The sequence below is a fragment of the Sorangium sp. So ce375 genome, from assembly GCF_051473855.1.
Lineage (GTDB): Bacteria > Myxococcota_A > Polyangia > Polyangiales > Polyangiaceae > Sorangium.
The window spans coordinates 2,591,597-2,608,413 of the sequence record NZ_CP150335.1 but is presented as its reverse complement, the minus strand read 5'-3'; the positions used below and the strand labels follow the sequence as shown (position 1 = coordinate 2,608,413).

At 70.7% G+C, this 16,817-nt stretch carries 12 protein-coding genes; 8 read left to right on the top strand and 4 right to left on the bottom strand.

The features are described from left to right. Window positions 1-287: 287 nt before the first annotated feature. Window positions 288-1,700, bottom strand: coding sequence for an L-serine ammonia-lyase (locus WME90_RS10010; RefSeq protein WP_437280857.1), 1,413 nt, complete (start codon window positions 1,698-1,700; stop codon window positions 288-290). A 214-nt stretch (window positions 1,701-1,914) separates the two neighbouring features. On the opposite strand from WME90_RS10010, the gene WME90_RS10005 reads away from it, so the two are divergent. From WME90_RS10005 to WME90_RS09975, 7 genes are all read left to right on the top strand, one after another. Continuing rightward, window positions 1,915-2,703, top strand: a complete 789-nt coding sequence (locus WME90_RS10005) for an OmpA family protein (protein WP_437280856.1) — start codon at window positions 1,915-1,917, stop codon at window positions 2,701-2,703. A 14-nt stretch (window positions 2,704-2,717) separates the two neighbouring features. Further along, window positions 2,718-3,989, top strand: a complete 1,272-nt coding sequence (locus WME90_RS10000) for a glycosyltransferase (RefSeq protein WP_437280855.1) — start codon at window positions 2,718-2,720, stop codon at window positions 3,987-3,989. A gap of 173 nt (window positions 3,990-4,162) precedes the next feature. Beyond that, window positions 4,163-5,809 (top strand): hypothetical protein, encoded by a 1,647-nt coding sequence (locus tag WME90_RS09995; RefSeq protein WP_437280854.1) that lies wholly within the window; start codon window positions 4,163-4,165, stop codon window positions 5,807-5,809. Next, window positions 5,802-7,412, top strand: coding sequence for an AAA family ATPase (locus WME90_RS09990; RefSeq protein ID WP_437280853.1), 1,611 nt, complete (start codon window positions 5,802-5,804; stop codon window positions 7,410-7,412). The genes WME90_RS09995 and WME90_RS09990 overlap by 8 nt, the downstream gene beginning before the upstream one ends. 315 nt (window positions 7,413-7,727) lie before the next feature. Then, on the top strand, window positions 7,728-9,131 hold the full coding sequence (locus WME90_RS09985) for a cytochrome P450 (RefSeq protein ID WP_437280852.1): 1,404 nt from the start codon (window positions 7,728-7,730) through the stop codon (window positions 9,129-9,131). 788 nt (window positions 9,132-9,919) lie between these two features. Further along, on the top strand, window positions 9,920-10,375 hold the full coding sequence (locus WME90_RS09980; RefSeq protein WP_437280851.1) for a hypothetical protein: 456 nt from the start codon (window positions 9,920-9,922) through the stop codon (window positions 10,373-10,375). A 231-nt stretch (window positions 10,376-10,606) separates the two neighbouring features. Beyond that, window positions 10,607-11,062: a hypothetical protein gene (locus tag WME90_RS09975; protein ID WP_437280850.1), complete on the top strand. Its 456-nt coding sequence runs from the start codon at window positions 10,607-10,609 to the stop codon at window positions 11,060-11,062. Window positions 11,063-11,328: 266 nt separating this feature from the next. Here the strand turns inward: WME90_RS09975 and WME90_RS09970 are convergent, their stop codons facing one another. The 3 genes from WME90_RS09970 to WME90_RS09960 all read right to left on the bottom strand — a co-directional run bounded on the left by WME90_RS09970 (window position 11,329) and on the right by WME90_RS09960 (window position 15,011). Continuing rightward, window positions 11,329-12,474 (bottom strand): hypothetical protein, encoded by a 1,146-nt coding sequence (locus WME90_RS09970; RefSeq protein ID WP_437280849.1) that lies wholly within the window; start codon window positions 12,472-12,474, stop codon window positions 11,329-11,331. Window positions 12,475-12,612: 138 nt separating this feature from the next. Continuing rightward, window positions 12,613-13,818 (bottom strand): hypothetical protein, encoded by a 1,206-nt coding sequence (locus WME90_RS09965; RefSeq protein WP_437280848.1) that lies wholly within the window; start codon window positions 13,816-13,818, stop codon window positions 12,613-12,615. Beyond that, entirely contained in the window at window positions 13,815-15,011 is a 1,197-nt protein-coding gene (locus tag WME90_RS09960) for an RNA polymerase sigma factor (protein WP_437280847.1), read from the bottom strand. The genes WME90_RS09965 and WME90_RS09960 overlap by 4 nt, the downstream gene beginning before the upstream one ends. Before the next feature lie 911 nt (window positions 15,012-15,922). Between WME90_RS09960 and WME90_RS09955 the strand changes: the two genes are divergently transcribed. Continuing rightward, on the top strand, window positions 15,923-16,816 hold the full coding sequence (locus WME90_RS09955) for a hypothetical protein (RefSeq protein ID WP_437280846.1): 894 nt from the start codon (window positions 15,923-15,925) through the stop codon (window positions 16,814-16,816). Window position 16,817 lies beyond the last annotated feature (1 nt).

Below are 16,817 nucleotides of genomic sequence, written 5' to 3'. Positions count from 1 at the left end.
ACTCGTCCGTCCATGACGGCGAATCAAGTAGGAAATTGCGACGCCGCGGTTCCCTGGTACCGCCTGGGCGAAATCTGGAGCTGGGTCAGGGGAAAATGCGTCCGCGCCGTCGGTCCTGCTGGTCCCCGCGCCTGCCAGCGGTAACCGCAACATCGTAATATTACAGAAATGAACGACGTGGGTGGTGCGTCCCCGCTCGCCGCGTCTCGGTGCGGAGCTTCCTTGCGGTCCATTCCTCACCCGGCGCCTCGCCGCGCCGGCGCTCGAGGTCATCGCGGGCTGGTCGCCTAGCACTCCGGCAGATGGACCCCGACCTCCACCGGCACCTCGAGCACGTTCACCGCGAGGCCTCCGCGCGCCGTCTCCTTGTACTTCGACTCCATGTCCGCCCCCGTGTCGCGCATCGTCTTGATCACCTTGTCGAGGCTCACGAAGTGCGCCCCGTCGCCGTGCAGCGCCATGCGCGCGGCGCTGATGGCCTTGATGGCGGCCATCGCGTTGCGCTCGATGCACGGCACCTGGACGAGCCCGCCCACCGGATCGCACGTGAGCCCGAGGTTGTGCTCCATCGCGATCTCGGCCGCGTTCTCCGCCTGCTCCGGCGTGCCGCCCAGCGCCTCGGCCAGCGCGCCCGCGGCCATCGAGCACGCGGAGCCCACCTCGCCTTGACACCCCACCTCCGCGCCGCTGATCGACGCGTTCTCCTTGTAAAGAATGCCTATCGCGCCGGCCGTCAGGAGGAAGCGGATGACGCCCTCGTCCGTCGACGTCGGCACGAAGCGCCGGTAATAGTGAAGGACCGCCGGGATGATCCCCGCCGCGCCGTTGGTCGGCGCCGTCACGACGCGGCCCCCCGCGGCGTTCTCCTCGCTCACCGCGAGCGCGTAGAGGCTCACCCAGTCTATCGCCGTCAGCGGATCCCTGAGCCCCGCCTCCGGGCTCTCGATGAGCTTGCGGTGGAGGGCCGGCGCGCGGCGCGTCACCTTGAGGCCTCCGGGCAACACGCCCTCTGCCCGGAAGCCGCGCCGCACGCACTCCTGCATCACCTGCCATATCCGCAGGAGCCCCGCCTTGATCTCCGCCTCCGGGCGGAAGGCCTTCTCGTTCTCCAGCATGACCTGGCTGATCGACAGGCCGCTCGCCGCGCACGCCGCGAGCAGATCCGCGGCGCTGTGAAACGGGTACGGGAGCGGCGTCGTGTCCGCTTCGATCGGGCTCTCCCCCTTCGCCGCCGCCTCGTTCACCACGAAGCCGCCGCCCACCGAGTAATACACGCGCACGCGCAGCGGAGCGCCGCCGTGGTCCAGCGCCGTGAAGCGCATGCCGTTCGGGTGAAACGGCAGGCTCCGGTGCAGGAAGGCGAGGTGTCCTCTCACCTCGAAGCCGATCTCGTGACGCGAGAGCAGCGACAGCCGGCCGCTCCGCCGCACGCCCTCGACGATCTCGCCTGCACGCTCGACGTCCACCCCGTCCGGCGTCTCGCCCATGAGCCCCAGGATCACGGCCTTGTCGCTTCCGTGACCGCGACCGGTGGCGCCGAGCGACCCGAACAGCTCCACCGTGACCGCCGCGGTGCGGGCGAGCAGCCCCTCCTGGTCGAGATCCACCGCGAACATGCGCGCCGCGCGCATCGGCCCGACCGTGTGCGAGCTGCTGGGCCCGATACCGATCTTGAAGAGGTCGAAAATGGTGACTGCCATGTGCCCTGGAACGCCGTTGAGCGAGGACCTCGGCGCCTTTGCCGTAGAACGCTCGACGCTCAACGGTACACCCTACACCGGTGCAGGCCGATGCGCAGGGCGCCTCGCGCCGGGAGCGCACAACGCCTCACCCAGCCGCTGCGGCGCCCGCACGTTTTGGTATGCTCGGGGACGCCTTCCCGCATTTCCCTCACCCTCCGAGATGGGGATCCCCATGCGCCACGCCCCGGCCCTGCTCCTCGCCGCGTCCCTCCTCGCCCCCGCCGCCGCGCGCGGCGACGGCCCCTCGCCCTCGCCATCGCAGAGCGCTCAGGCCAGGCCGCCCGCGCTCGAGGTGACGATCGACAGGTCCAAGGTCGACCTCAAGGGCCGCCAGATCGAGGTGAGGCTGTCGCGCGCCGCCAGCAAGGTGCGCATCAAGGTCCTCGGACAGTCGGGCGCCGTCTTGGCCGAGGAGGAGAAGCCGTTCAGCGGGGCGGCCGCCGGCTCGCCGCTCGCCGTCACCTGGTCGCCCTCGAGCGACGAGCCGGTCGCGCGCATCGAGGTGTACGGCTACGACACCGCGGGTTACTGGGCGGGGATCGCGATCATCCCCTGGAACGTGAGCATCCCCCACGAAGAGGTGCAGTTCGAGACGGGCTCCGACGTCATCCGCGCTCCCGAGGTGCCCAAGCTGGAGGCGAGCCTCCAGAAGATCGCGGAGGTCGTGGCGAAGACGAGCGAGCTCGGCAAGATCACCCTGTTCATCGTCGGCCACACGGACACGGTCGGCAGCGCGGAGCACAACCTCACCCTGTCGCGGCGGCGCGCCCGCGCGATCGCGGCCTGGTTCAAGGGCCGCGGCGTGAAGCTCCCCATCGCCTTCGAGGGGCTCGGCGAGTCGGCGCCGCTCGTGAAGACCGCGGACCAGGTGGACGAGCCGAAGAACCGCCGGGTCGACTACATCCTGTCGATCGAGCCGCCGCGGCTGCCGTCGAGCGACGCGTCCTGGAAGGCGCTCTGAGGCGAGGCGGCCCCATGAAGACCACCGTCCTCGCGCTGGGCACCCGGGGCGACGTCCAGCCCGCGATCGCGCTCGGCAAGGCGCTCGCGGCCCGCGGCCACGCGGTCCGCGTCCTCGCCGGCAAGAGCTTCCAGCGCTGGATCGAGGCGCACGGGCTCACCGCGATCCCCGGGAGCCTCGACATGGTCGACATCATGGAGAGCGACCTCGGCAAGGAGTGGGTGTCGCGCGGCACGGACCCGATGGCCCAGTCGCGGATCCTGCAGCGGCTCATCGACCGCTTCGGCGCGGAGATGACCGACGACGCCCTGCGCGCGTGCGAGGGCGCCGAGCTCATCCTGAGCAGCTTCACCTCGGACACGTACGCGGCCTCCATCGCCGAGGCCTCCGGCGCGGTGCAGGTCAGCATCCCGTTCCAGCCCTCGATCCTGGCGACGCGCCACGGGCCCACCGCGGTCGCCGCGCCCTTCCCGCGCCGCGACAGCCTGCTCAACCTCCTGTTCGGCAAGCTCCTGATCGAGCCGACGGTGTGGCGCTGGTACGGCGGCGTGACGGCCCGCGTGCGGCAGCGGCTCGGCCTGCCGCCGCAGGATCGGCGCGCGTACATGGCCGCGCTGCGCCGCATGCTGGTCGTCCACGCCTACAGCGCCCATGTCGTCCCGCACCCGCCGGACTGGCCGCCCGGCTACCACACGACGGGCTACTGGTTCCTCGACGAGGGCGGCGACTACCGGCCGCCCGAGGCCCTCGAGCGGTTCCTCGCGGCAGGCGAGCCGCCGGTCGCCGTCGGCTTCGGCAGCATGACGTCCCACGATCCCGGCGCCACGACGAGGCTCCTCGTTGACGCGATCGCGCGGAGCGGCCAGCGCGCCATCCTGCTCTCCGGCTGGGCCGGGCTCGGCGACGTGGCGCTGCCCGAGACCATCCTCCGGATCGACGCCGCGCCGCACGACTGGCTGTATCCGCGGGTCGCCGCGGCGGTGATCCACGGGGGCGCAGGCACCGTGGCCGCGTGCCTGCGCGCCGGGCGGCCCGCGGTGGTCGTCCCGCACCTCGGGGACCAGCTCTTCTGGGGGCGCCGCGTCGAGGAGCTCGGCGTCGGCCCGCGCGCCATCCCGAGGCCACGCCTCACCGCCGAGGCGCTCGCTGCCGCGATCCGGACCGCCGCGACCGACGCCGGCATGCAGCAGCGGGCCGAGGAGCTCGGCCGCAAGATCCGCGGCGAGGACGGCGTGGCCACGGCGATAGGCCACATCGAGCGGCACCTCGCGGCGTTTCAGCGCTGAACGGTCCCGCCCACATGCCCCTGGCGGAGCAGAGCTCGGCTTAAGCAGCTGATGGCCCTCGCCGCCCAACGAAGGTGGGAGGCGGCCCGACATGAGAGCGCACCGGCTGGGATCCGCATCGAAGTGGCTGAACCCGGAGGCGGCCAGTGATACGTTCGAGGCGCGAGAGCACCATGGAAACCGGAAAGCTGGAAGCGCTGGAGGATTTCAAGAGCTGGATGCTCCGCGAGGTGCCCGACGCCGAGAGCATTCTCGACAAGCTCCAGCGAGCTGGGCTCGAGCTTCGTCGCGTCGAGCCTGCCGAGGGCTCAGGCAGCACGAGATCGTGGCTGCTCTTCTGGGAGCCGCCGAGCTATCTGCGCGAGAGCTTCGATCTCGCCCCAGAGCTCCTCCTCGTCCTTACTCCATGGAAGGAGGCGCAAGCGCGAGATGTGTCTCTGGCAGAAGACACCCTGAGACGGGACCACCGTCTGGATCGTGGCGTCGTACTCATTGTGGCACGCGATGCGGCAGCGGAACGCCGCCTAGCGCAACCCGTGCAACACACCGGGCGGCTTTACATCTTCGTGTCCCCAGACGAGGTGATAACGGCTCAGGATCCGAAGCGATGGCTCCGGGATCTGTTCCAGGAACGCGTCGGCTCCGGCAATCTCTTCGCCGCCGGGCGCCCGGTGTTCGGCTGGGACTTCGTCGGCAGACAGCAGGAGCTCCGCTCGATCCGCGGCCGCCTCCTGGACGGGCGGCCCGTAGGGCTCTACGGCCTGCGTAAGGCAGGGAAGACCTCCGTGTTGATCGCCTTGAAGGACCAGCTCATCGCCGATGCGACCGCCGAGAGCGGGTCGATTGTGGCGGTTCCGATTCACCTCGATCTGCTCTCGTTGAGCTTCGCGGAGATGAAGCGCTCCGGCTTCATGCGTTACCTGCTGCGTTCGATGCACGAGGCCCTCGAACGCCTCAGCATCTCACCCACGAACCTCGACCTTCCGGAGAGCTTCACAAACCGGCGGCGGCTGGGCGAGCTCGACGGCGAAGATCTCGAGCGGCTGGTTCCGGAGGCCTTAGAGTGCCTGATCGACTGGGCACGCTCTGCACCGTCCGCCCCGGCTATATTCCTTCTCATCGACGAATACGAGCGCATCCTCGGCGCGAGCAGGTTCCCGGTGAACGACGGACTTGACATCCTCGACTACCTCCGCGGCCTCGTGCAGCGCTACCCGAGGACGTTTAACATTCTGATCGCCGGGCTGGATCGACAGAAGGCGTCGGTGTCAAGGTACGGCCAGCGTCAGAACCCGCTATTCAACTTCATCGTCGATCATCCTCTCGCCGGACTGGAGCGCGAGGAGATGAACGAGCTCATTCGCAAGATCGGGCGCAGGTTGTCGCTCCGCTTTCAGGCAGACGCGCTGGATGTTATCTGGCGAGAGACCGGCGGACATCCATATCTCGCCAGAGAGTTCGGCCGCGTGATCGATCGGCAGATACCGTCGCAAAAGCGTGGTCCGATGGTGATCGATGGCGCCATCGCGCTCGAGCACCTCGAAGAATTCAGGCGCGATGTGGCCCCCACGATGCAGGAGATCCACGATGCGATGCGTACGATCGACCCACAGGCCCCGGAAGTTCTCACCTACGTCCTCCATTCCCCGGAAGAGACGGATGATTGGCTGAGCGTCTTGAAGCCGGAGTCGGTCCATACCCTCCGCCGCTATGGTATTTTGAACGAAACCGGAGCGCGCGAACCGATCCGAATTGGCAGCTTCGGCGCATGGCTGCTCCAGAACCAGCCGTTCGGCGTATCCACTGCAGCCAATGGCTGAGCACAGAAACCCATACCGTTCAGACATCCCTGGCAAGGGGCCCTTCGTGGGCCGCGCTGGCGAGCTCGCTCAGCTCACGAGCGCCCTCCATACCGGGCGCCGCGCCGTTGCCGCGGTCATGGGTGGTCGCGGAATGGGAAAGACAGCGCTCGCCATCGAGCTTCAGAAGAGGCTGGCAGCCGATGGAACGAAGGTGGTGCATTTCGTCCGTCGGCCGTCGAAGGACGCCGCCGCGTTCTTCGCGCAGCTCTCGTCGATCCTCGGCCTTCCGCTCGACCCCATCCTGCCAGTGGAGTCCATCGTCGAGGCTGTCGAGGCGCTCGACTGCGCGCGCGTTGTGCTGCTGCTTGATGAGATCGACGGCCTGATCTCCTCGGACACTGGGCGCGATCTGCTCGAGAACCTGCGGGCGGCTTATGAGCAGCTTGGCGGCAGGCTCGGGGTCGTGATCTTCGGCGGCAGCCGGCTCCGAGATCTCCTGTCGAGCGAGGTGTCCCCCTTTCTCCGCACGGCCCAGTGGATGCCTCTACTTGGGCTCTCCCTCGCGGAGACGGCCGTGTTCCTCCGCGAGCCGCTCGACCTTGCCATCCCCGACCCGCTCGTCGAGGCCGTCTGGGAGCAGACGGGCGGGCACCCTCTGCTGCTCCAACTGCTCATGGAGCGCGCCGTCGCCCTCGCACCGGATGCCACGCAGCTCCACCAAGCGCTGCGTGAGCTCGCCGAGGAGCAGCTTAACGCGACGCTCTTCCCGATTTGGTGGGACAACCTGACCCCTCGTGGTCAATCGGCATACCGCACATTGATCGGCCTGCGTCGACCGCTGGAGCGGCGTGAGTGGGCCGTTACATTCGGCAACGGGCCGGACGCAGTGGTCGAGATCCTCAAGACGACGGGCGTGGCGCGGGCCGACGGCGGGCAGCTCTTGCCGCGCTGCGCGCTGTTTCGACTGTGGCTCGAGCAGAATCACCCATTTGCAGAGGCCTCTTCGCGCACTGTCCACCCGGTCGCCGACGATGCCCTGTTCCACCTGCTCGGCGCTCATCCTTTCGAGCGGCTGGTCGTAAGCGGCGTCGCGCGGTGGGCCCGCGCAACGGTCGAGTTTCCGACCTGGCACCTGCGCCCGTCGCAGAGCGCGGGGAACGCTCGGCTGCTCCCAGAGCAACACTTCCAGCTCTGCCTGCTCACGGCGCTCCTGCAACGCGATCTGCTCGCCGAGCCAGAGGCGCTCTCCTCTGGGCGCGGACGCGCAGACGTGAAGGTGCGCTGGTCCCCGGATCCAGCTCGGCGAGCGTGTATCGAGGTAAAGGTCTGGGGCGGCACTGGCTACAAGGATGTCGTTGAACAGGTGATCGGGTATGCAGTTCCGGGCGATGAGTTCGCGTGCGTCGTCATGGTGGATCGGCAATCGAGGCCGCTGCACGAGCGTTACCGCGAGGAGTGTCTGCGCACCAGCACGCTCGGTGAGATCGTATGGCCGGACCGCGAGGGAGCACGTTCGCAGGTGCTCTACCCTGCGTTCATCACCCAGCACCCGCAGCCGTCGGGTGGACTCCTCCGCGTCCACCACATCCTCGTGCAGCTGCCACCGGACAGCAGCCCATAAATGACCATCTCCCGCTCGGCGTGGCGGCAACATGCGCAAGATGCCGCTCTGACACACTGCATCGGGGACGAACCGGCACAGCCCGCGTACACCTCGCCTCGGTGAGGCGCTCACGGAGCACGTTCCGAGCTGCGTCTCGTCATCACATCTCACCCTGAGGACGTACGACACCACCACCCTGGCGGCGGTCGATACGAGTCCTACTCTCAGAGCCCTCTCCGCCGGGTCGAGGCTCATGTATCATCCTCCGTTCAAACCCAGCGGGCGCACCAGCTGCCGAGCGGCTCGGATACCGCCCCTCGCCTTGACGAGGCCATGATGCAGCCAGACCTTCTCTCCAGCAGACCCGTCCGCGCCGCCGCCTCCGCGGTCTCGCCGCCGACGACGCGCGGCTTTCCGCTCGTCGGGGTGCTCCCGCACCTGCTCAAGGATCGGCTCGATTACCTCCTCTCGGCGAGAGACGAGCTCGGCGATCTGTACACGATCGATCTCGGGCTCACGCGGCTCGTCGCGCTGAACCACCCGAGGCACGCGCAGCACGTCCTGCGCGACAACGCGCGCAACTACCGCAAGGGAGGCGCGATATGGGAGAGCATACGCTCGCTCATCGGCAACGGGCTGCCCGCGAGCGAGGGTGACCTCTGGCTGCGGCAGCGGCGGATGATCCAGCCGGAGTTCCACCGGGACCGGCTCGCCGCGATGTGCGATCTCATGGTGCAGGCGATCGACGACGGCATGGCCGGCTTCGGCGCGGCCGCCGCCGCGGGGCGCCCGGTCAACGCCGAGCGGGAGCTCCCGCACATCACGATGAAGGTCATCCTCAACACCATGTTCGGCTCGGGGATCACCAAAGAGGAGGCGGACGCCGTCGGCGGCTCGCTCCAGTACGCGATCGACTACATGCTCCTCGGGGCCGCGCTCCAGGGGCTGCCGCGCTGGATACCGGCCCCCGGGCGGCGCCGCTTCGAGCGGTCGGTGAAGATGATCGACGAGCACGTGTTCCGCTTCATCGCCCAGCGCCGCGCGCACCCGGGGCGGAGCGGCGATCTGCTCGCGATCCTGCTCGCCACGGTGGACGCGGAGACGGGCGAGCAGATGACCAACCAGCAGCTGCGGGACGAGGCGGTGTCGATGTTCCTCGCCGGGTACGAGACGACCTCCGTCTCCCTCGCGTGGGCGCTCCACTTCCTGGTCGCGAACCCCGAGCTCCAGCAGGCGCTCGTGGCAGAGGTCGACGCGGCGCTCGGCGACAGGCGGCCCGGCTTCGCGGACGTCTCAAAACTCCCGCTCGCACTCGCGGTCTTCCAGGAGGCGCTGCGGCTCTACCCGCCGGCGTACTGGATACCTCGCACCGCGATCGAGGACGATGAGATCGACGGCTTCCGCATCCCCGCCGGTGCCATGGTGGGCGTCATGAGCTACGTGCTGCACCGGCACCCGGACCACTGGGAAACCCCGGCGCGCTTCGATCCTGGCCGGTTCACGCCGGAGCGCGCGCGCGGGCGGCACCCGCTCGCGTTCATCCCGTTCGGCAGCGGGCAGCGGCAGTGCGTGGGCAAGGAGTTCGCGCTCATGGAAGGGCAGCTCATCCTCGCCCGGCTCCTCCAGCGCTTCCGGGTCAGCGCGGTGCCGGGGCGCACGACGCGGCTGCACGTCGCGACCACGCTGCGCACGTCCGGCGGCGTGTGGCTCCGCCTGGAGCCGCGCCCGGGGCGGTGACCGGAACAACCCGACGGTGCACGGCGGGAAGTACGTGCCCACAACGCCGAAGCGATAGCCACATGCCTGTATGGCCCATCCTGCCTTCGCCGCCTCCGCAGCAAGCGGATGTGGACCGCGCGCTCGGCAGCGCGACGGCGGCGTGGCTCGTCGCGCACGATCGCCGCCGCGTTCGCGTCCCTCGGTCGGAGCTCGACGTGCTTCGCCCGCTGCTTCGCCTCCGAGGGGATACGTCTCCGCACGGCGAGGGCGCAGTTCAAGAAGAGGACACGCTGGGGCCCGTCACGATGCAGCTCGAGCGCCATGGGCGGCCAATCGCCGCCCTGCGCGTGGGTGCTGACCTATCGATCCAGCTTGCGTGGGATACCCCCGCGCAAGTGGAGGCGCCCGCCGCACTCCGCGCCTGGCTCACCGCGCACGTACTTCCCCCTGAGCCAGGACGCAGCCAAGCGCCCGCAGGCCTGGCCTCAGGAGGTGCGCTCGTCCCTACGGGAACAACCCTCGTTGCCGCAACGTCATCGTCCTATCGCCGCCTTTGCGCGGATGGCAGCCGGGTTTTCGCGATCGACGGCTGGAGGCTCGTGCGGCTGAGGAAGGACCACGGGGTCCTTGAGGTGTGCCCGGTTTTCAGGCGAGACACACCTATCGTGATCCACAATCGCGCGGTGCTCTTGCTCGACCCGAGCGGCAGGCGCTGCATTGTGACGGAAGACGGTGAGTCTCGCCCAGACCTGCGACCGCTCTGTGGCCTGCCTGCGCTACGCCTTCGCCATGCGCTGCCACGCTTCATGGCGGCGCGCGACGCGGCGCTCGCCCGCCTCGTCCCGAACGATGCCGATCTCCTCCCGCTCGACCCCGGCTACGACGCCTGCGACGCCTACGAGGCCTTCGGCGGCGCGCTGCCGGCCGCGCTGCGGCTGCGCTCGTTCTGGGGCTGCGACGTTCCCCGCGGGCTTCTGCACGAGGCACCGAAACGCGGCGCTCCCCGAAACGTCGCGCTCGGCGGCCGCCCTGTCTGGCTGGGCGCGACCAGCACGGGTGTGCTCGTCGTCGTGGCGCGCGATGACAGCGAGGTCGCCGTGCTCGCGGTCGACGAGGGCGGCCCGGCCCGCTCGCTGGGCGCGTTCCACGGGCGGGCGGATGACGTGCTCGCCGTGCTGCGCGTGGGCGACGAGGCGTGGCTCCACCTCGCTGCGCCGCTCGGCGACATCGTCGTGGCGCTGGAGGGCGCCGCAGGTCGATAGCACATCTGCGGGAAGTCGCCCCGGTTCAGCAGAAGAACCGCCATGGCGGTTCGCTTCGCCGTCCGACTTCCCGCCGTAGCACCTGTTTCGCTTCATCGCGCAGCGCCGCGCGCGGCCGGGGCGGGGCGGCAACCTGCTCTCGTTCCTCCTCGCCACGGTGGACACAGAGACCGGCGAGCAGATGAGCAACCAGCAGCCGCTTGCGGGACGCCCTACGACGGTGCAGCCTGTGTGACGGAGACCGTGCCCGAAGACGAGTCGAAGCGACGCGACGAGGCTGATGCGTTGGAACGCGCGGAGTTCGAGCGCGCCGGCGAGGAGTTCGAGCGCTCGCGCCAGGTCAAGCCGTCACGCCTCATCGATCCTCCCGATGCCGAGCTCGTCATGAGCCCGATCATCTTCAACGACTACCCCCTGATCTGGCTCGGCGAGGAGCACACCGTGTTCGTCTACTTCCTTGCGGGTGGGCGCAGGACGCACGAGCCGCTCGACGTGACCTGGGCTTCGCTCGATCCGAACGTCATCGCGATTCGCGAGACCGAACGTCTGGGTCAGTCCTTCGGGGCGAGGCTCGTCGGTGCGGCGGTAGGGATCACCAAGATCGTCGCCACCACAGCGGCGGGCCACCGCGAGGAGCTCGAGATCCGCGTGGTCGATCGTTCTCAGATCGAAATTCAGTGGTTTTGACGCGAGCAACCCGGGCGCGAACCCCGGAGCAAGCAGCTCGAGACCCGGCTCGGACCGCGGCCGTGGCTCACGGTTCCGAACAACGCCAAGGATTGGCCGCCCAATCGCGACCCGCTGGTGACCACCCCTGAACGGCGCGCAGTACCATCGCGGGTGAAGCCTCCCCCGCGCCATGGCCGACCTGTCTCCTCTCCTCGCCGTCTCTCGTGCGCCGCGCTGATGGCACCGAGAGCGCGGATGGTCCACCCGGGCAGCCGCCGGTGAGCCTATGCCTGGCAGCAGAACGTCGACGGTTGGGCCGGCAGCATCTCGCCGATCGGCTCGCCGCCGCTCGGGGCGCAGCCGCCGGGATCCACGGCGACGACCTCCGCGGACTTGCTGCCGAGGGCGACGCCGGGCGGTGTGACGCCGCAGAACGGCGTCGTCGAGCTCACAATGCTCGACGCGAGCAGCTCCCCGCACGCCCCGTCGCTGTAGACCGAGGCCATGATGGTGCACGAGGCGCCCTCGGGATCCCCGCAGCTGCACTCGGAGCAGCCGCGCGTGTCCTCGGCGCCGCCGTAGAAGACGTGCCTGGCCACGTAGGGCTCCTCGCACGTCACGTCGCCCTCGTGGAAGATGCACGTCAGGAAGCCGTCGGGCGGCGGGACCCCGGGCTGGTCCGGCGACGGCATGCAGGTGCTCCGGTCGCCCAGGCACTCCGTGTAAGCGCCAGGCACGCAGGCGAGCGCCCGGGTCTGCCACGGATCGAGGAGCGCCGGCGGCGGGGGCTCGTCGACCCTGGGTGTGCATGTGCCCGTCACCGTCACGGCCGGCGCGTCGATCGAGATCGACTGCACACAGGGCTGCCCGCCGCAGTCCTGGCCCGCGGGGATCGCGTTCGCGGCGGTGCAGGCGCCGTCCCAGCCGTCAGGTGCGGCGAAGGCGGTCTCGACGGTGCCGGGGGCATCGCCGGGACACATCGCAGCGTGTGCTGACCAGCCGAGCGGGAGCTGGCACGTGGCGGTGGCCGCGTCGGGCGGGTCGCACAGGCAGGCCGCGCAGGCGAGCGGCGCGGGCGCCAGGTCGGCGAACCCCTCGTAGCCGACGTTCGGCGCGGCGGCGGGGCAGTCCGGCCCCTGGTCCCGAGGGCCGAACCAGAGGAGCGCCGGGCCGAACCAGCCGAGCGGCGCCGGTGGGACACAGTTGCCGGCGCAGGCGGTTTCATCGCTACCACCGGCGCCGCCGCTGCCACCCGCGCCGCCCTCGCCGCCGGCCCCGCCCTCGCCGCCGGCCCCGCCGCCGCCTTCCTCGGGCCACGGGCAGCCTGGGTGACCGTATTCCTGAGGCTGACAGGGACCGTGGATGATCGCATCGCCGGAGCAGCCCACCAAGGAGAAAAGTCCCACGGACAACCAGGAGAAGACGCGCATGCCGGACAAGCTACCTGACGGTGCTCCACGCTGACAACGGAGATTCATGACGACGCAGGCGATTGCATGCCCATTGCGGATCCATTCTAAAAATTGTCATGTTGGATGCGAAAGGTCCCCATCGTCATTCGAGCTCGTTCAATACATTGCCGTGATACCGAATCCGAGCGCAGCGCCGACCGGGGGTGACGACCAGGTGAGGGGTGAAGGCGGTTCACTTCCATCTTTCTGGCGTCGAAGAACCACATCGGCGACGATCCAGACGGCTTCGGCGTAAGCGTGAGCGGACCACCTGTCCGAGAAGGGCCACGCGCCGCCGAACCGCGGGCCGACGCCGAGCATCGGCTGGCCGGGTGAGCTGATGGTCCACGGCGCCCGAGGGACGAACCGGACCACGCCGATAGACGCAACCCCGCAACCGAACAGGGTTTGGCCCCGATGACAGGCCAGTGCAGCCGCCGTGAATGCCCTGGTGCCGACGGGCACCGCTTCCACCTCCTGCGCCAGGGACACGAGCCCGCGCCCCTCCACCGCGATGGACCAGTCGGGCCGGCGCACGCCGAAGGAGAGCGTCATGCCGGCGGCGGGCCCCGGCGTGATCCCCAGGCCCAGGGTCGCCCCGAGCCCCGCTTCGAGCCGCAGCCGCTCCGGTGGTGCCGGCGCCGTCTCCGGCCGGGAGGACGCCTGGCGCAGCTCTGCCGGCCCAGGTGGCGCCGGCGCGGCATGCTGCGCTTGCGAGGGCGGCGCGGCGGGCGGCGAGGAGAACGGCGAGGAGGGCTCGGGCGGCAAGGAGGGTTCGGGCGGTGGGGATGCGGGCTCCGGCGCGCTCAGGACGCGCGCCACGATCGCCAGGGCCACGCCGGAGAGCAGCTCCTCGCAGCGGCTCCGGGTGCCGAACCCGTCAGCCCACCGGGTATCGCCCTCGCGGTCGCGCAGCGCCAGCGAGGCGGTGAGCTCCGGCCCCTCCCGCGCGATGCGGACCGTGAGCACCTGCGGCGCGTCGTCCTGGAACGGGTCGGCGCCGATCCGGCGCGCCACCTCCGCGCGCAGGAACGCGTCGCCAGGGCAGCCTTCGGTTCCCGGGCCTCGCACGACCTCGATCCGCATCGCCGCCCGCGGCGTGTCCGGCGCGGCGTGCGCGTCCGCAATGCCGAGCAGGACGGTGGCCGCCGCGACGGCAAAACGCGCCGTGCGCCCCGTGCGCGCGGAGCGCTCCGTGCGCCCCGTGCGCCCCGTGCGCGCGGAGCGCTCCGTGCGCGCCGAGCGCTCCGCGCCCCGGAGCGGGCCGAGGACGCCGCGGGCCGGTCGCGCACCGAGCCCCGGTCTCGCCGTGGAGCGGCTCATCGCGCCGGCGCTTGTCCTGGCGCGCCCGGCTCCGGATGGGCGAGGCGCGCCCGGGCTACCGTGCGAAGCTGCTCTCGCACGGACTTCAGCCGGCCTGCGGGGAACCTCGCCTCGTGCGCGGCGAGCTGCCGGAGCGCCCCGGCGGGATCGCCCGTGGAGAGGCGCTCTTGCGCCGCGGCGAGCAGCCGGCGTTCCTCCGCGAAGGCGTCCTCCCGTTCGCCGGCCGGCGGTGCCGCCCGCGGCGCGGCTGGGCACGGGCGCGTGGGCGCCTCGACCGCCGGCGCCCCCGGCCGCGGTTCCGCCCCCGGCCGCGGTTCCAGGGTTTGCTGCGATGGCTGCGAGGGGGGTGCTGCATGGCCGGCGCTGGTCGCGGGTAGCTCGTCGGCCAGCGCCGCCCCGAAGCGGCGCCCCCAGAGGGGCCGCGACGGGGTGAGGGCGAGCAGCACCGCCGCGGTCCCGGCGCCGCCCGCCGCAGCGGAGCCGAGGGTGCGGCCGAGGCGGGCGAGCCACGATCGCAGGCTCGATCCAGCAGGCGCGTGCGGCACCGCGGCCGGCGGTGCGGCGGCGCTCGCGCCGTCGTCGCGCACCAGGAAGTCCGACGCCAGGGGAAACACCAGCCAGCAGGCGCGCAGCGCCTGTCGCTGCTCCGGGCGCAGCCGCTTGACGGCAGCACGGTAGTCCTCCCGGGCAAGGCGCAGCCGGTTGCTGGCGGTGTTGTAGTTGATGCCGAGCTCGCGGGCGATCTCGACGATCGGCACCTCATAGACCTCGCAAAGGACCAGGAGGAGCCGCCGCTCGGGGGCGAGGGTGCCGAGCACCTCGATCGCGACCTCCAGCCGCTCTTGCTCCGCGATGCGCTGATCGCTGATCGGCGCGGGGTCGACGGCCTGGTAGCGCGATGCCGGACGCAGGCCGTCCGGCACCTCGCGGCGGCGGTAGGCGCGGTCCAGGTGGTGGCTGACCTTCCGCCGCGCGATCCCGAACACCCAGCGGGTCTCGGGGCTGCTGTGCTGGCGCCGGCCGTCCCGGCGCGGTGGATCGCCGGCGGCCCCGGCCTCGCGCTCCGGCGGGGACCAGGCGGGGTCGAACCGATCCAGGCCCTGGTACGCCGCGAGCAGGATCTCTTGCAAAACGTCGTCGATGTCGGGCTCGGCGACCCCCAAGAGCCGAAGCGCGCGGGGGAGACTTTCCACCGCGGCAGCGTGAACGGAATTCCAGGTGCCGTCGCGGGAGGAGCCTTCAGCAGGGGAAAGGAGTGCGCTCATATTCTGAAATTGCGCGGAGCTTTCCCGGCCTGTTTGTAAAATGCGCCTCCCGGTGCGCGAGGTTGGAAGCGCGCCCGGCCTGCACGCCGCCCGCGGTGGCAGGCGACCCGCTCCGCGCCTCGGCGCACCGGCCGCGGTCGTCCCAGGCCAGCTCCGCTGCCTTCGGCGCACCGGCCGCGGTCGTCCCAGGCCAGCTCCGCTGCCTTCGGCGCACCGGACACGGTCATCCCTGGCCAGCCCCGCTGCCTTCGGCGCACCGGACACGGTCGTCCCAGGCCAGCTCCGCTGCCTTCGGCGCACCGGACACGGTCGTCCCTGGCTAGCTCCGCTGGCCCCGGCGCACCGGCCGCGGTCGTCCCTGGCTAGCTCCGCTGCCTTCGGCGCACCGGCCGCGGTCGTCCCGGGCCAGCTCCGCTGCCTTCAGCGCACCGGACACGGTCGTCCCTGGCTAGCTCCGCTGGCCCCGGCGCACCGGCCGCGGTCGTCCCTGGCTAGCTCCGCTGCCTTCGGCGCACCGGCCGCGGTCGTCCCGGGCCAGCTCCGCTGCCTTCGGCGCACCGGACACGGTCGCCGTCGATGCCCTTTGTCGAAAATGGCACAGCCTTCGCTCCAGGTAGGCGCAGGCGCAAAAGCCATGACGCAAGATTACGACTCTGGTGGCACCTCGTTCATGAAGTCAGCCGGCTCCGTTGACACACTGCGATGCGTAGTTACCCCTGGCCGGAACGTCCGGCGCGCGCCGGACGCTCACATCACGTCCAGCGCGGGGGGGCGGGAAGCATGGCAGTCCATGTCCTCTCGGCGCCCGGCGAAGGACCCCGACGAGAGGTGCTCCCCTCATGGCCAAGCCTTCGACTTCAATCAAGAAAAAGCCGGCGCCCAAGAAGCCCGCAGCCCCGCCCCAGGCGGCGGCCGCGTTCGACAGGGCGCTCCCCGAAATCGAGGCGCTGAGCCCGGACCGGCTCATCACCATCAACCTCGATATCCCCCGCGCCGTTTCCCAGGTGCTGGGCGTGCTGCCTGGCCTCGTCGCGCTGCGTCCCGCCATCGCCGAGGAGTTCCAGAAGCACGACATCGCGCTGCTCGACCGGCTCGAGACCTATGCGCTCGCCGCGTGGCACGCGCACCTCGTGTACCTGTCCAGCAGAGACCCCGAGAGCGCGCTGAAGCCGCTCGTCGCAGAGGCGGTCCCGCTGCGCGAGGACCTGCTGAGCGACGCCGAGGCGCTCGCCCGCCGCGGCCTGCTCGACGCGGAGACCGTGGCGGAGATCCGCGCAGGACAAGGGCACATCGATACAGCCAACGACCTCGTCGCGCTCTCCGCGCTGTTCGGCGAGAGCTGGTGCGAGATCGCAGACAGGACGGCGGCGACCGAGGAGGAGGTGAAGCGAGCCGGGGAGATCGGGCCGCAGCTGCTCGCCGCCCTCGGCGTGAAAGAGCATGGCGCAGGGCCCGGGCCGACCGAGGCCGCGGACAGGCGGGCGCGCGCGTTCGCGCTGCTCGTGCACGCCTACGACCAGACCCGGCGCGCCGTCGCCTACTTGCGGTGGGACGAGGAGGATGCCGACACGATCGCGCCGTCGCTCTACAAGGGCCGTGGCCGCGCGGCGTCGTCCAGCGACGCCGCCGCAGCGCCGGAGGACGCCGCGCCGCCCGGCGCGGCGGCGCCGGCACCGCCTGGCGCCGGGCCAGCTGTGGCACCGCCTAACACGGCGGCGCCGGGACAGCGCTGAT

What these genes read in the sequence shown, in the direction of transcription:
- WME90_RS09995 (WP_437280854.1), top strand. Translation starts at nt 4,163, where the DNA reads ATGGAAACCGGAAAGCTGGAAGCGCTGGAGGATTTCAAGAGCTGGATG.
- WME90_RS10005 (WP_437280856.1), top strand. Translation starts at nt 1,915, where the DNA reads ATGCGCCACGCCCCGGCCCTGCTCCTCGCCGCGTCCCTCCTCGCCCCC.
- WME90_RS09990 (WP_437280853.1), top strand. Translation starts at nt 5,802, where the DNA reads ATGGCTGAGCACAGAAACCCATACCGTTCAGACATCCCTGGCAAGGGG.
- WME90_RS09965 (WP_437280848.1), bottom strand. Translation starts at nt 13,818, where the DNA reads ATGAGCCGCTCCACGGCGAGACCGGGGCTCGGTGCGCGACCGGCCCGC.
- WME90_RS09985 (WP_437280852.1), top strand. Translation starts at nt 7,728, where the DNA reads ATGATGCAGCCAGACCTTCTCTCCAGCAGACCCGTCCGCGCCGCCGCC.
- WME90_RS09955 (WP_437280846.1), top strand. Translation starts at nt 15,923, where the DNA reads ATGGCCAAGCCTTCGACTTCAATCAAGAAAAAGCCGGCGCCCAAGAAG.
- WME90_RS10010 (WP_437280857.1), bottom strand. Translation starts at nt 1,700, where the DNA reads ATGGCAGTCACCATTTTCGACCTCTTCAAGATCGGTATCGGGCCCAGC.
- WME90_RS10000 (WP_437280855.1), top strand. Translation starts at nt 2,718, where the DNA reads ATGAAGACCACCGTCCTCGCGCTGGGCACCCGGGGCGACGTCCAGCCC.
- WME90_RS09980 (WP_437280851.1), top strand. Translation starts at nt 9,920, where the DNA reads ATGGCGGCGCGCGACGCGGCGCTCGCCCGCCTCGTCCCGAACGATGCC.
- WME90_RS09970 (WP_437280849.1), bottom strand. Translation starts at nt 12,474, where the DNA reads ATGCGCGTCTTCTCCTGGTTGTCCGTGGGACTTTTCTCCTTGGTGGGC.